The sequence below is a fragment of the Proteus sp. Marseille-Q3619 genome, from assembly GCF_965283115.1.
Genome location: NZ_CBDIMP010000001.1, coordinates 806,653 through 821,012 on the forward strand (window position 1 = coordinate 806,653; position 14,360 = coordinate 821,012).

Genomic DNA, 14,360 nt, shown 5'->3' on the forward strand with positions numbered 1-14,360 from the left:
TCTATTTAGTGCCTACTTTATTTTGGAGCTTTTAATGATTGACTTATATTATGCAGATACCCCAAATGGCCAAAAAATAACGCTTTTTCTTGAAGAAACTGGCATACCTTATCAGTTACATCGCATCGATATTAGTAAAGGCGATCAATTTAAACCTGAGTTTTTAGCAATTTCACCCAATAATAAAATTCCCGCGATTGTAGATAATTCACCTATTGATGGTGGTGAGCCTATCTCTATTTTTGAATCAGGTGCTATTCTTATCTATCTAGCTGAAAAAAGTGGCAAATTGCTCAGTCAAAATTTACGAGAAAAAACAACACAACTACAATGGCTGTTTTGGCAAGTGGGGGGATTTGGCCCAATGTTGGGACAAAATCATCACTTCACCCGTTATGCCACAGAAAAAGTCCCTTATGCGATTAAACGTTATACTGAAGAAACACAGCGTTTATATAGTGTATTAGAGAAAAGGTTAGCGCAGTCACCTTACCTTGGGGGCAAAGAGTACAGCATTGCGGATATCGCCACATATACATGGGCTCGTCTGCACGATCACCACAATATTGATTTAGCAAATTATCCCGCAATTGATAAATGGCTAAACAACATTAACCAACGCCCAGCTACGAAAAAACTCTTTAGCTAATATAAGCAATTTATATATCAGGATGATATTTATTCTTTATCAAGCAAGTAGATCAGGAGGATTGTGATGAAAATACTTATCACAGGTGGTACAGGATTAATTGGCAAAGCATTAGTTTGTGAGCTTGCGCTCGCCAATAATGATATTACGGTGCTTTCTCGTTCGCCTCAAAAAGTTTATTCGCATTTTTGTAATGAAATCACCTGCTGGACTCAACTCAACGATAAACAAAATCTTAATGAGTTTGATGCCGTTATTAATCTTGCTGGAGAACCTATTGCTGATAACCGTTGGACTCCCTCTCAAAAGCAAAAACTGGTTAATAGCCGTTGTCATTTAACCCAGAAATTGGTTGATTTGATTAAAGCTAGCGATTCTCCTCCAGCAGTTTTCATTTCTGGCTCTGCAGTAGGTTTTTATGGCGACCAAGGTGATACACGAGTTACAGAAGAGACGCCAGCAAATCCTGAGTTTACACATGAACTCTGTGCAAAATGGGAACGTATTGCGCTTGAAGCTCAAACACCATTAACACGAGTTTGCTTGTTGCGTACAGGGATTGTACTTTCAACTCTCGGTGGCGCACTGCCTAAAATGAGCAAACCTTTCAAATTAGGATTAGGTGGCAAATTAGGAAGCGGAAAACAGTATATGCCGTGGATACATATCGATGATATGGTCAGTGCGATTGTTTTCTTGCTTAAGACCCAAGATGCTAAAGGCGCTTTTAACTTAACAGCACCTAACCCAGTACAAAATAAAGAGTTTACTCGCCTATTAGGAAAAGCTTTTAATCGCCCAGCATTAATGATGGTTCCCGAAAGTGTATTGCGTCTAGTGATGGGAGAAAGCGCGGCATTAGTATTAGGTGGACAACAAGCCATTCCTGAAAAATTACTCAATGCAGGCTTTGAATTTCGTTATCCACAATTAGAAGAGGCATTAAAAGATATTATTAGCACTGGAAAATAATCTCTTTTAATTCGGATTAGGTATTCTACCAAATAAACGCAGTCAACAACGCTACAACTTGAAGTATGACGAGTAAATACTCTAAATAATTCAAGGTGTAGCTAGGCGACAAGTGAATCTATTCCTTGAAAAAACGCCTAGGAGCATACAATAGTATGTGACTAGCGCGAGTAAACGCAGTCAACAACGCTACAACTTGAAGTATGACGAGTAAATACTCTAAATAATTCAAGATGCGGCTAGGCGACAAGTGAATCTATTCCTTGAAAAAACGCCTAGGAGCATACAATAGTATGTGACTAGTGCGAATAAACGCAGTCAACAACGCTATACCTTGAAGTATGGCGAGTAAATACTCTAAATAATTCAAGATGCAGCTAGGCGACAAGTGAATGAGTCGCTAGGAGCATACAATAGTATGTGACTAGTGCGAATAAACGCAGTCAACAACGCTATACCTTGAAGTATGGCGAGTAAATACTCTAAATAATTCAAGATGCAGCTAGGCGACAAGTGAATGAGTCGCTAGGAGCATACATCAGTATGTGACTAGTGCGAATAAACGCAGTCAACAACGCTGCAACTTGAAGAATGACGAGTAACGCTGCAACTTGAATTATGACGAGTATACTTAGCGAGTGGGCTTATCGCCCTCCCACCTTTGAAATAAATCATCAGGTAAATCAATCTCAAACTGATCAAGTACACGATTTACTGTTTGATTAACAATATCATCAATTGTTTTAGGCTGAAAATAGAAGGCAGGTACTGGTGGCATAATCACTGCACCTAACTCAGCAGCCTGTGTCATTAATCGCAAATGACCCAAATGCAGTGGCGTTTCACGCACACATAATACTAACTTACGCCCTTCTTTTAATACCACATCCGCAGCGCGAGTGACTAAGGTATCTGCATAGCTATGAACAATACCTGACAGGCTTTTAATTGAGCAGGGTAATATGACCATTCCATTGACACGAAACGATCCTGAAGAGATAGATGCGCCAATATCGCGATCGTCATAAATCACATCCGCTAAAGCATGAATATCTTTTAGCGAATAATCAGTTTCTAATGAAATCGTACGGCGTGCAGCTTGGCTAATCACTAAATGTGTTTCAACTGACGGCACAGATTTTAGTATCTCTAATAAACGTATGCCGTAAATTGCACCACTGGCACCTGTTAGCCCAACTATCAGCTTTTTCATTATAATCCTCAGAATATATACCTTTGTTAATCATTATGATGATTAACCCTCAAAAAACAAGCGTCGATGCAGAACACACTAGCATCGACGCTTTATAAGGAAGGTATCTTACCGAAAAATCAGCCTTCGTTATAGATTTCCAAATTTTCTATTTCATTCTGATCACGAATTTTATGTTCATCATCACGACGTAGATTTTCTAAATAATCCAAGTAATCTTGATCGATATCTTTCGTAATATAAACACCGTCAAATACAGAACATTCAAACTGATTAATATCAGGATTCTCTTCTTGTACTGCGGCGATTAAATCAGTGAGATCTTGGAAAATAAGTCCATCAGCACCAATTAATTTACGAATTTCATCCACTTCACGTCCATGAGCAATAAGCTCATTGGCATTTGGCATATCAATACCATACACATTAGGGAAGCGAACTTCTGGCGCTGCTGAGGCAAAATAGACTTTCTTCGCACCCGCTTCTCTTGCGAGTTCGACAATTTGCTCTGACGTTGTGCCACGGACAATCGAGTCATCAATCAACAGAACATTTTTATCACGAAACTCTGCGCGATTTGCATTCAGTTTACGTCTAACTGACTTACGACGCTCTTGCTGACCCGGCATAATAAAGGTACGACCAACATAGCGATTTTTTACAAAGCCTTGGCGATAAGGTTTATTGAGAATATGCGCAATTTCTAAGGCAATATCACAAGATGTTTCAGGGATTGGGATCACAACATCAATGTGTAAATCATCCCATTCTTTGGCAATTTTAGCGCCTAATTTCTGCCCCATACGTAAACGCGCATTATAAACCGAAATTTTATCGATAAAGGAATCAGGACGAGCAAAGTAAACATACTCAAACAAACAAGGCATTAACTGCGGATTTTCAGCACATTGGCGAGTAAAGAGTTGCCCTTGCTCTGTGATATAAACCGCTTCACCCGGTGCAACATCGCGTAAAAATTCAAAACCTAAAGTATCAAGCGCAACACTTTCAGATGCGACCATGTATTCATGGCGACCATCTTCTAAGGTACGTTTACCCAATACTAAAGGGCGAATACCAAAGGGATCACGAAAAGCCAGTAAGCCATGACCGATGATCAAAGCAACACAAGCATAAGCCCCGCGGAGTTTTTTATGCATTGCCGCAACGGCTGCAAAAATATTATCAGGCTCAAGCGGGAAATGGTCAAAACGGTCTAATTCGTATGCCAATACATTGAGCAGGATTTCAGAATCAGAGGTGGTATTGATATGGCGACGTGCTGTTTCAAATAATTGGCGACGTAATAAATGCGCATTGGTTAAATTACCATTGTGCGCCAACGTAATACCAAAAGGTGAATTCACATAAAAAGGCTGCGCTTCTGATGCACTAGAACTACCCGCAGTTGGATAACGGACATGCCCTATCCCGATAGTACCTTTTAAACGCAACATATGACGAGTTTCGAACACATCTTTAACCAGTCCGTTCGCTTTGCGAAGACGGAAACCGTTGTTGCCGTCTATTGTTGCAATGCCTGCTGCATCTTGACCTCGGTGTTGTAACACCGTTAACGCATCATAAATTGATTGGTTTACTGGATTAGCTCCAGCGATACCGACAATACCGCACATGAATAGATCCTCATCAGCCAGACGGAGAGGTTATATTCTCTCCGACACGAAACTTGACGCATTTTGCAGGTAGTCAAAGAACCACCTAATAATATGGTTGAATTGAGGAATAAGCTCAGAACGTTGCCAATCAGCGCTATCTGCCATAGGCGTAAATGCGCCTAAAACAAAAAGTAATGCTGAAACTATCAGCACGCCTCTTAAAGCCCCGAAACAGATCCCCAAGACACGATCTGTACCTGATAACCCTGTGCGTTGAACAAGAGAGCTAATCACATAATTCACAACAGCACCGACAATCAGTGTCGCAATAAATAACGTAACTATTGCAATCCCGTTACGAACCAGCTCATCTTCAAACCGGGTAAAATAGACGGCAAGATAAGGATAAAACTGACTAGCAACAAAGAAACCACAACCCCAGGTGATGAGTGACAATGCTTCACGAACAAAGCCACGGATCAGGCTGACTAATGCGGAAAAACCAATAATGGCAATGATGGCGTAATCTATCCAGACCATAAATTCTTTATCCAATAATGATGCTCCGCATTAATACGGAAGCATTCTAACAGAAAACGAAAACGTTTGCGTAATGCTAATTTTCGCTAATTTCAAAATAATTTACGGCGATATGAAAAATCATAATCGCCGCAATAAGTTAACGCTTTGTTACATCACTCATCTGATGACTCGTTTAGAAAAAATTAAGGCTTATATGCCCTTACCTCACCTTGTAAGCCCGTAAGCTCTTTTAAATGAGGCAAAATAGCCTGTAATTCTGACTTAGATGCACTAGGACCAATGTAAATTCGAGTCACTTGTCCAGCAACAGGGCGTGCGGGTACGGTATATACCGGATAACCTGAGAAATGCATTTTCGCAATAATTTCTTCTACCTTCGCCGCATTTTTCAACGCACCTAATTGAACAACCCAAGCCTCGCCTTTCGGTGGCTGAGTTTCTTGTACGGGTGGTGCTGGTGGTTGTACTGGTGGCGTAACCACAGCCTGAGGCTCTGGTATAGGCGTTGGCTGTTGTGGTGGTTGTACCGGTGGTGTAACAGGTACAACAGCAGGTGGTTCAGGTGTTGTAACAGCAGGTTGCTCGACACCTGTCACTGCTTCAGAAAGCATACCTTCAGATGCGCCTTCTGATGGAGTAGAAGGCACTGAAGTTTGCTCTATCGGGGCGATAGATTCTATTTCTTGCTCATCACCTGGTTTGGGTACTAAAGGAATAGAGGCGAACTGGTCTTCGTTATATTTCTTATCGCCGTCGAGCAGTGCAGGTAAAAAAATGACCCCTACTGCCACCAATACAACGGCACCGACTAAGCGATTTTGAAATTTACTTGCCACCCACACTCTCCTTTTCCAAAAGTTCCATCACATGCGCGACTGTATGAAATGAGCCACAAACCACAACAATATCGTTAGGAGCAGCATCGGACATTGCTTGTTGCCATGCATTTTCAACACTATCGAATACCATTGGTTTCTCGAGATGTTGAGCTAACACATCCGCAGAAGCACCACGAAATTCATTAAGTGGAGCTACATACCAATGATCAGCCAATGGTGTTAAGCACGCTAAAGTGCCTGCGATATCTTTATCACCCAGCATACCAACAACAATACGCACTTGAGTATCAGATTTTTGTGGTAATTGTGATAACTTTTCCGCTAAATATCCTGCTGCATGAGGATTATGTGCCACATCAAAGATAACCAAAGGATGTTGAGAAATTACCTGAAAACGACCTGGTAATTGTGCACGAGACATACCGTCGACAATACTTTGCTGTGTTATTGCTTGGCTGACTTTGTCATCAGATTTAAGCAAGCAACGAATAACCCCCATCGCTGTCGCCGCATTGGCTAGCGGAATATTAGGGATTGGCAGCGCATCAAATTCACAATCAGCACAACGCCACTGCCAGTGATCGCCTTCAATAACAAAAGACCAATCTGTTCCACGACGGAAAAGCTTGGCTTGTTTTTCATTGGCAACTTGTGCAATGGAATGAGGCATATCTGGCTCACCCACAACAGCATAATGATTGGCTCGGAAAATACCGGCTTTCTCGTGACCAATATGCTCTCTATCTGCGCCTAACCAATCAGTATGATCGAGGGCAATACTTGTGATAGCAGCAATATCGGCATCAACGATATTTGTAGCATCTAACCGACCGCCTAATCCTACTTCAAGAATAACAACATCAAGTTGTGCTTGTTGAAATAACTTCAGCGCAGCCAGAGTGCCATATTCAAAAAAAGTGAGCGAGATATCGCCTCTAGCTTGTTCAATTTCTGCAAAAACATCACAAAAAGCATTTTCGGAGAGTTCTTTGCCTTGGATACGAACGCGTTCTGTATAACGAACAAGATGAGGGGAGCTATAAACGCCGACTTTCAATCCTGATGCTATCAAGATTGACTCTAGCATATGACAGGTTGTGCCTTTTCCATTTGTGCCTGAGACAGTGATTACCTTAGGCGCAGGACGTAACACGTTTAATATTTTTCCTACCTTGCCGACTCGCTCTAACCCCATATCAATGGCGCTAGAGTGTAAATGTTCAAGATAAGAAAGCCACACCGACAAAGGCGATGTGGCTTTAGGAGCAGTTATGATATTAGACATCTTCTTTTTTATTCGTTTCGATGTTAATTTCTGGCTCGTTGTCTGTAGATTCAATTTCATCAGCAATCATTTCTTCACCGATGATTTCATCTTCATCTTCTACTAAATCATATTGAGTCAGCTTAGCCAGTAATTCAGCCAGCTCATCACGCATTTGAGGACGACGAATAATCATATCAATCGCCCCTTTTTCTAACAGGAACTCACTACGTTGGAAACCAGCAGGCAGTTTTTCACGTACTGTTTGTTCAATAACGCGGGGACCTGCAAAGCCAATCAATGCTTTAGGTTCAGCAACATTAATATCACCTAACATCGCTAAACTTGCAGAAACACCACCCATTGTAGGGTCAGTCATAACTGAAATATAAGGTAAACCACGCTCTTGCATTTTTGCTAATGCTGCACTGGTTTTGGCCATTTGCATTAATGACATCAGCGCTTCCTGCATACGAGCGCCACCACTTGCAGAGAAGCAAACTAATGGGCAGTTATCTTCGAGTGCTTGTTCAACCGCACGAACAAAACGCGCCCCAACAACAGAAGCCATTGAACCGCCCATAAACGCAAATTCAAAGGATGCAGCAACAACTGGCATCTTTTTCAGCGTTCCTTTCATCACGATTAATGCGTCTTTTTCTTGCGTTTGCTTTTGAGCAGCGCTAATTCTGTCTTTGTATTTTTTAGAGTCGCGGAATTTCAGAATATCTTTAGGTTCTAATTCGCTACCTAATTCTGTTGTACTTCCTGTATCAAGGAAAGTCTCAAGGCGACGGCGCGCTGAAATGCGCATATGGTGATCACATTTAGGGCAAACCTCTAAATTGCGCTCTAATTCTGCGCGATAGAGTACCTGCCCACAGCTGTCACATTTAGTCCAAACTCCTTCAGGGATATTGGCTTTACGTGAACTTGTGATAGTGCTTTTGTTTAGAATTTTTTCAATCCAGCTCATTAATGGACCTTTTCGTCTGAATCTGACCTTCGCCAGTAAAATTATTGTTAGCGTATCAACCACAATACACTGGCTGTGTGGTTAGCAAAGTTTATGATGATACCGCTTACTGAATTTCAGCGCATCTCTTTATTATGGCTATTCTACGGCAAAAACTGATGATAACTGCTCAAACCTCTTTGTTATCACTTTCTTTCTTTGCTTTTGCACTCGCTCTACGATGGCGTAAGATCTCAATAACGCCCGGTAAAATAGAAATAACAATAATGGCAACAATTAGCAATTTTAAGTTCTTTTGAACTATATCTAAGTCACCAAAAAAGTATCCTGCATAAGTAAATAGCAGTACCCATGCAATTGCCCCAGTAACATTATAAAAGGCAAAGTGACGATATGACATTTTACCCATTCCTGCAACGAATGGCGCAAAAGTTCGGATAATCGGCACGAATCTTGCCAAAATTATTGCTTTACCACCATGCTTTTCATAAAAAGCATGGGTTTTATCTAGATATTCACGACGGAAAATCTTTGAATCAGGCTTACTAAACAGTTTTTCACCAAAAAGTCGTCCAATAGAATAGTTAACGGCATCACCTAAAATGGCGGCACAAAGTAGCAGTAAAACAATAATATGAACATTCACATCATTAGTTTCTAATGAAGCTAAAGCGCCAGCAACGAATAATAAGGAGTCTCCGGGTAAGAAAGGCGTTACTACCAACCCTGTTTCACAGAAAACAATAAGAAACAAAATGGCATAAACCCATGTACCATATTGTGCGACAAGCTCTGCTAAATGTGCATCAATATGTAAAATGAAATCAATTAGAAATTTAATTAAATCAACAAATTGCGTTAATATTTCCATAAATCCTCAGAAAACTGGGTGTTTTTATGATTGAGATATCTCAATAGGGTTATCCGCTAAAAATAGTGGACCCATTGCAGGTTTTGGTAATTCAAATTGCTCAGGATAATCCACAGATACCAAGTACAGTCCATTTGCTTTGGCTGTTGCAGCCGCTTTGGTTCTGTCTTTTAAGGCTAATAGTTCAGCCATCCAAGTAATATCCTGATTGCCACACCCTATTTCTAGAAGACTGCCAACAATATTTCTCACCATATGATGAACAAACGCATTCGCTTTAATATCCACGACAACATAGTCACCATATCGAGAAACATTGACATGCATAACATTACGCCATGGCGTTCGAGATTGACATTGGACAGCTCTAAAAGAGGTAAAATCATTTTCACCCAGTAGACATTGTGCTGCTTGATGCATGCGTTCAGCGTCTAAAGGATAATGAAAATGTGTCACTCCTGATGACAAGATAGCGGGACGATAGCGATGATTAAAAATCACATAGCGATAACGTCTTGCTGTTGCACTAAAGCGAGCATGAAAATCGTCAGAAACCGTTTTTACCCAACGTACTGCAATATCCGCAGGCAAATGGGTATTCACTCCCATAGTCCAAGCGGGATCTTTGCGATGTGCCGTTGTTTCAAAATGGACAACTTGCCCCGTTGCGTGCACACCAGCATCTGTCCTTCCAGCACAAAAAACCGATATAGGCTCATTAGCCACTTGTGAAAGTGCTTTTTCTAGCCGTTCTTGTACACTACGCACTTCATTTTGGCGTTGCCAGCCATAATAGCGACTACCATCATATTCAACGCCTAAAGCAATTTTGATTGTTGTGCTTTCAGAGGCAACCGCTGACTCAGTCAAGGGCTGTTCTGTCACTTCAGCACTCACTTGCACATTCATTAGTAAAACTGCTCCTGCATTAATTGCTCTGCTACTTCAACAGCCATTAATGCCCCGCCAAAGCGCACGTTATCTGCTACTGACCAAAATTGTAAGGCTTCTGGCATACCATAATCATTACGGAAGCAACCTAAATTCAAGCTCACATTGCCTGAAGCATCAGTCACTTGTGTTGGAAAATCATTTTCATCACTGATATTCAGATCTTCATTTTCTTGTAATGTCTCACGCGCTTCATCACTCCCCATTGGACGAGATGTTTCTAATTGCACGGATTGCGCATTACCATAAAAAACGGGTGCTTGTAATGTGGTGATAGAAATAGGCAAACCTTCGTCTTGCAAAATTTTACGAATTTGATCAACCATGCGACGCTCTTCTTGTATAGAGCCTTCGTCATCAACCATTAAAGGTAAAATATTAAATGCTAATTGCTTATTAAAACGACCTAATTCAGGAGGAATACCGTTAAGTAAACGGGCACTTTGCCCTGCCAGTTCATCTACGGCTTGTTTTCCAAAACGAGAAACAGACATTAAGTTTGTCACGCTAAGGCGTGTTAAACCCGCAGATTCTGTTAATGGGTTAATGGCGCGTAATAATTGGCTTACCATGCTATCAGCTATTGAAACAATATTACGAGTACGGTATTCCGCTAGCATTGCACTGTTCACGCCAGGAACAACCAATGGTATATCCCAATCCATTGCAAAAATGCCACTACAATCAATAACAATACAGCCAGCATCAGCCGCTTGTTGTGCATATTGCGCACTGATTTCTGTTGGTGCGGCAAAGAAAGCTAATTGAATATCAGCCCACTCGATATTGTGAATACCTTGAACCGCAACACTTTTGCTGTTTACACGCACCGATTTTCCAATGCTATCTTCACTTGCGATTGCCGTTAATTCACCAATGGGAAATTCACGCTCTTGTAGCAGTTCTAAAATCGCTTCACCGACAGCGCCTGTTGCACCAACAACTGCAATATTCCAACCTTCTCCCATAAGATATCCTCCAATAACATAAATTTTTAAAAATAATATTTTGCTTTATTTGTGTGTAGTACTTTTATATGTAGCACTAAAGCCAATTGCATTTAATATATCAACCGTAGTTTGATTGTCACAAATGACATGGAGTGAAGACCACTCACGACGAACAGGATAAAATTTGCGTAATTTATCAAACTCCCCTTTTATTCCTGCTACTTTTCGTAATGGAGCATCATCACGACGCACATCATAAACAAGATGAATAAGTTGTTTTAAAAGTGTTTGTGTTAACTCACCTTGTACTGAAATGGTGGAAATAGTAGGTGCAGGTAACAGAGTTGATAATTCAACTTTTTGAGGTTGTCCAATAAAATCACAATAAGCTTCAAAAACTTGAGTTGTACCACGCGCCTTACCTTCTAAGGTGTAACCCGCAATATGTGGTGTTGCGATATCAACTTTATTTAATAACTCAATAGAGAGATCTGGCTCTGGCTCCCAAACATCCAACACAACGCGTAAGGATTTACCTTTCTCAAGTACAGACAATAATGCTTGATTATCAACAACCTCGCCACGGCTCGCATTAATTAAAATACGACCTTCAGGTAATTTTTCGAGGTTGCTCTCATTAATTAAATGATAACTTTTGTATAAGCCTGATTTATTGAGAGGTGTATGGAAAGTTAGAATATCTGCTTTTTCTAACAATGTTTCCAAGGGATGAAACTCTTCATCATCACCATTATCCGCTCTTGGTGGATCGCAAAGTAAAACATTTACACCCAATGCGCGAAGGCGTGTTGCTAATCGACCGCCCACATTTCCCACACCAACAATACCAACGACTTTATCGGTCAATTGAAAGTTATCTTGCTCTGCTAACATCATCAGAGCAGAAAATACATATTCAACAACCGCGATAGCATTACAACCTGGGGCTGATGAAAAACCAATTTGTTGCTGTTTTAACCATGCAATATCTACATGATCGAAACCCGCAGTCGCGGTTCCAACAAATTTTACTGGCTTGCCTGATAATAAGGATTCATTGACTTTAGTAATTGATCTCACCATTAAGGCATCAGAATCATTAAGCTCATCAGTAGGTAATGGGCGACCAGAAACAGCTTTTACCTCACCTAATTGGCGGAAAAGTTGTTCCGCATAAGGCATATTTTCATCAACCAGAATTTTCACGGTGTTATCTCACTGATTTGGTATTTATGTGTGTAAACAATCAATCGAAAAACAAAATTAAGCGATCTATTTTGCCACTTATTCACAGTAAAGCCTATTATTGACAGTAAAATCCGCCTAGATTTTAAGTAAATATATGAAAAGAAGGCTTAACAATTGGGTAATCGACGAAAACGTTCTGGTGTTGTGCCAGCATATTGTTGAAACATCGCAATAAATGAGGATGAAGAGCTATATCCCACATCAAATGCTATTTCATTCACACTTTTCCCTTGTTCTAATAAAGAAATTGCATGTAAAAAGCGTAGGCGCTTACGCCATTCACTAAATGACATGCCTAATTCTTGTTGGCAACGACGAGAGAGTGTTCTTTCTGAGGTATAACGCTTTTTAGCCCATTCTTCTAACGAGGTATTATCCGCTGGATCCTGCTCTAATACAGAAAGTATGGGAGCAAGTAATTTATCTTTAGAAGACGGTAAATAAGTATGATGTATTGGCGAAACTTTAAGTTGATCAATCAGTACTTGAGCTAAACGAAAATCTTCTTCTGTTTGTGGTTTACACACACCACGATGAAAAAAGTCGGAAAATATGGTTGAAAAAATAGCACTTAATTGAATCAAACAAGGTTTATCTAATAATCCATCACACCAACTTGGCGCGATATCTAGCACCTTAAAAGAGAGTGTTTTTTTATTGTAACTAGCATGCCCTACATTTTTGGGTATCCATACACTAAATTCTGGTGGCGCTAAAAACCGCTGTCCTCCAGCTTCTAAATCCATGACACCAGAAATCACATAAAGTAACTGACCAAAATCATGTTGATGATAAACAAACTCTGTTTCAGCTAATAGTTGCTCATCACGAAATCGAACTGTATCTGGATCAGACAATAACCATTGCATTTTTTGTTGTTCAATTGTCATCTTTATGTTGATCTCTTGTCATGTTGTCTTTATTGGCCTATCTATTGTCTGGTTTTCATTATATATATCTAATCAGACAGACTTACAATAGCGACCTGGTTTAAAAATAGATGTGAGAACAATGAAAAACGCAATTTTTCCGCTTTTAGCGGTGTTAATCTGGTCCATTAATGCAGTCGTCAATAAAGCAGCCGCGTCTGTTATCGATCCTGCTGCAATCTCTTTTTATCGTTGGTTCCTCGCCTTTTTAATTATGACACCTTTTTTGGTCATGCCAGTTTGGCATCATCGTAAAACCGTCAAACAATATTGGTGGAAATTATTTATTCTTGGTGCATTAGGGATGGTGATGTACCAAAGTTTAGCTTATTATGCGGCACACTATGTTAGCGCAACATTTATGGGGATTCTGAACTCTCTCATCCCATTATTAACCGTTATTATTAGCATTTTTGTTTTACGTGTTGTACCTACGGTAGGTATTGTTTTAGGCACAGTGCTTTCAATTAGTGGCTTAGTTTGGCTAATTAGCCGTGGCGAACCCTCTCAATTGCTTTCTCAAGGTTTGGGTTATGGTGAGCTGATGATGTTTATTGCTTCGGCGTCATACGCCCTTTACGGTGTATTAACAAAACGATGGTCAATTGCACTACCTAACTGGCAATCACTTTATGTGCAAATTGGATTTGGTGTTCTGTTATTATTGCCAAACTTCTTTCTTGCCGAAAGTGTTGCGTTAACAAAAGATAATATTGGATTAGTTATCTTTGCAGGTATCGGAGCTTCTATTCTTGCACCTTATCTGTGGATTTTAGGTGTGATGAAATTAGGTGCAAATACGACCTCTATTTTTATGAACCTAATGCCATTATTTACTGCAATGATTGCTATCGCGCTTCTCGGTGAAGAAATGCATAGTTATCACTTAGTGGGTGGTGGTATTGTGTTACTAGGTGTGCTCTTAGTACAACAACTTAGAACACCACTGAATTTCCGACGTCAGTCTGCTCAGAAAAAAGCAGATTGTCATCAGGAGATGTGAGTCAATGTCAAAAAGACAACAATAAAAAAAATGCCGGCTAAATTCTTAGCCGGTCACATTCATATGTTAGGTTTAATAAATAAAACTGACACAAGAAATCAAAGTATAAAATATAAAGTAATACAAGTATCCGTGGCAAACATTACCAACTTTTATATTAAATAGCTTCTACTTATTTGTAATAAAATAACCCAGATCAATTTTTTTGCGCTCTTTTTGTCTTATTCAACCTTTCCATTCTCCTAACCCCATATAAAACAAAATATTTAATAATTTTGGGTCAAATTAAATTAAACGATTGAAATAAAATGAAGCTAATTTATTTTTCTCAAT

14 protein-coding genes are annotated in these 14,360 nt (G+C 40.0%); 3 read left to right on the forward strand and 11 right to left on the reverse strand.

The window, feature by feature from the left end:
- Positions 1 to 34: 34 nt before the first annotated feature.
- Together ACWPWK_RS03800 and ACWPWK_RS03805 are read left to right on the forward strand one after the other, a co-directional pair.
- Positions 35 to 649: a glutathione binding-like protein gene (locus ACWPWK_RS03800; protein WP_109374109.1), complete on the forward strand. Its 615-nt coding sequence runs from the start codon at positions 35 to 37 to the stop codon at positions 647 to 649.
- Between the two features lie 66 nt (positions 650 to 715).
- Complete coding sequence (locus ACWPWK_RS03805) at positions 716 to 1,621, forward strand: TIGR01777 family oxidoreductase (protein WP_109374108.1); 906 nt, start codon at positions 716 to 718, stop codon at positions 1,619 to 1,621.
- A gap of 631 nt (positions 1,622 to 2,252) precedes the next feature.
- Here the strand turns inward: ACWPWK_RS03805 and ACWPWK_RS03810 are convergent.
- The 11 genes from ACWPWK_RS03810 to ACWPWK_RS03860 all read right to left on the reverse strand — a co-directional run bounded on the left by ACWPWK_RS03810 (position 2,253) and on the right by ACWPWK_RS03860 (position 12,985).
- Positions 2,253 to 2,834, reverse strand: coding sequence for a UbiX family flavin prenyltransferase (locus ACWPWK_RS03810; RefSeq protein ID WP_109370910.1), 582 nt, complete (start codon positions 2,832 to 2,834; stop codon positions 2,253 to 2,255).
- 119 nt (positions 2,835 to 2,953) lie between these two features.
- Positions 2,954 to 4,471 (reverse strand): amidophosphoribosyltransferase, encoded by a 1,518-nt coding sequence (purF, locus tag ACWPWK_RS03815; RefSeq protein ID WP_075670606.1) that lies wholly within the window; start codon positions 4,469 to 4,471, stop codon positions 2,954 to 2,956.
- A gap of 30 nt (positions 4,472 to 4,501) precedes the next feature.
- A complete protein-coding gene (gene cvpA / locus ACWPWK_RS03820) occupies positions 4,502 to 4,993 on the reverse strand; it encodes a colicin V production protein (RefSeq protein ID WP_109370911.1) in 492 nt (163 codons plus the stop codon).
- A 185-nt stretch (positions 4,994 to 5,178) separates the two neighbouring features.
- On the reverse strand, positions 5,179 to 5,832 hold the full coding sequence (dedD, locus tag ACWPWK_RS03825) for a cell division protein DedD (RefSeq protein ID WP_109370912.1): 654 nt from the start codon (positions 5,830 to 5,832) through the stop codon (positions 5,179 to 5,181).
- Positions 5,822 to 7,120 carry a bifunctional tetrahydrofolate synthase/dihydrofolate synthase gene (gene folC, locus ACWPWK_RS03830; RefSeq protein WP_109370913.1) on the reverse strand — a complete coding sequence of 433 codons (1,299 nt, stop codon included), beginning with the start codon at positions 7,118 to 7,120 and terminating at the stop codon, positions 5,822 to 5,824. The genes dedD and folC overlap by 11 nt, the downstream gene beginning before the upstream one ends.
- Positions 7,113 to 8,075, reverse strand: a complete 963-nt coding sequence (gene accD / locus ACWPWK_RS03835) for an acetyl-CoA carboxylase, carboxyltransferase subunit beta (RefSeq protein WP_109370914.1) — start codon at positions 8,073 to 8,075, stop codon at positions 7,113 to 7,115. The genes folC and accD overlap by 8 nt, the downstream gene beginning before the upstream one ends.
- Before the next feature lie 169 nt (positions 8,076 to 8,244).
- Positions 8,245 to 8,946, reverse strand: coding sequence for a DedA family protein (locus ACWPWK_RS03840; protein ID WP_109370915.1), 702 nt, complete (start codon positions 8,944 to 8,946; stop codon positions 8,245 to 8,247).
- A 24-nt stretch (positions 8,947 to 8,970) separates the two neighbouring features.
- The gene (gene truA / locus ACWPWK_RS03845) at positions 8,971 to 9,855 is read right to left on the reverse strand and encodes a tRNA pseudouridine(38-40) synthase TruA (RefSeq protein ID WP_244184985.1); all 885 of its coding nucleotides are present in this window, start codon (positions 9,853 to 9,855) and stop codon (positions 8,971 to 8,973) included.
- The gene (locus ACWPWK_RS03850; protein WP_109370916.1) at positions 9,855 to 10,865 is read right to left on the reverse strand and encodes an aspartate-semialdehyde dehydrogenase; all 1,011 of its coding nucleotides are present in this window, start codon (positions 10,863 to 10,865) and stop codon (positions 9,855 to 9,857) included. Before ACWPWK_RS03850 ends, truA begins: the two co-directional genes overlap by 1 nt.
- A gap of 45 nt (positions 10,866 to 10,910) precedes the next feature.
- A complete protein-coding gene (gene pdxB / locus ACWPWK_RS03855; protein WP_109370917.1) occupies positions 10,911 to 12,053 on the reverse strand; it encodes a 4-phosphoerythronate dehydrogenase PdxB in 1,143 nt (380 codons plus the stop codon).
- Between the two features lie 149 nt (positions 12,054 to 12,202).
- Positions 12,203 to 12,985, reverse strand: a complete 783-nt coding sequence (locus ACWPWK_RS03860; protein WP_109370918.1) for an AraC family transcriptional regulator — start codon at positions 12,983 to 12,985, stop codon at positions 12,203 to 12,205.
- A gap of 121 nt (positions 12,986 to 13,106) precedes the next feature.
- Between ACWPWK_RS03860 and ACWPWK_RS03865 the strand changes: the two genes are divergently transcribed.
- Positions 13,107 to 14,027, forward strand: coding sequence for a DMT family transporter (locus ACWPWK_RS03865; protein WP_109370919.1), 921 nt, complete (start codon positions 13,107 to 13,109; stop codon positions 14,025 to 14,027).
- Positions 14,028 to 14,360 lie beyond the last annotated feature (333 nt).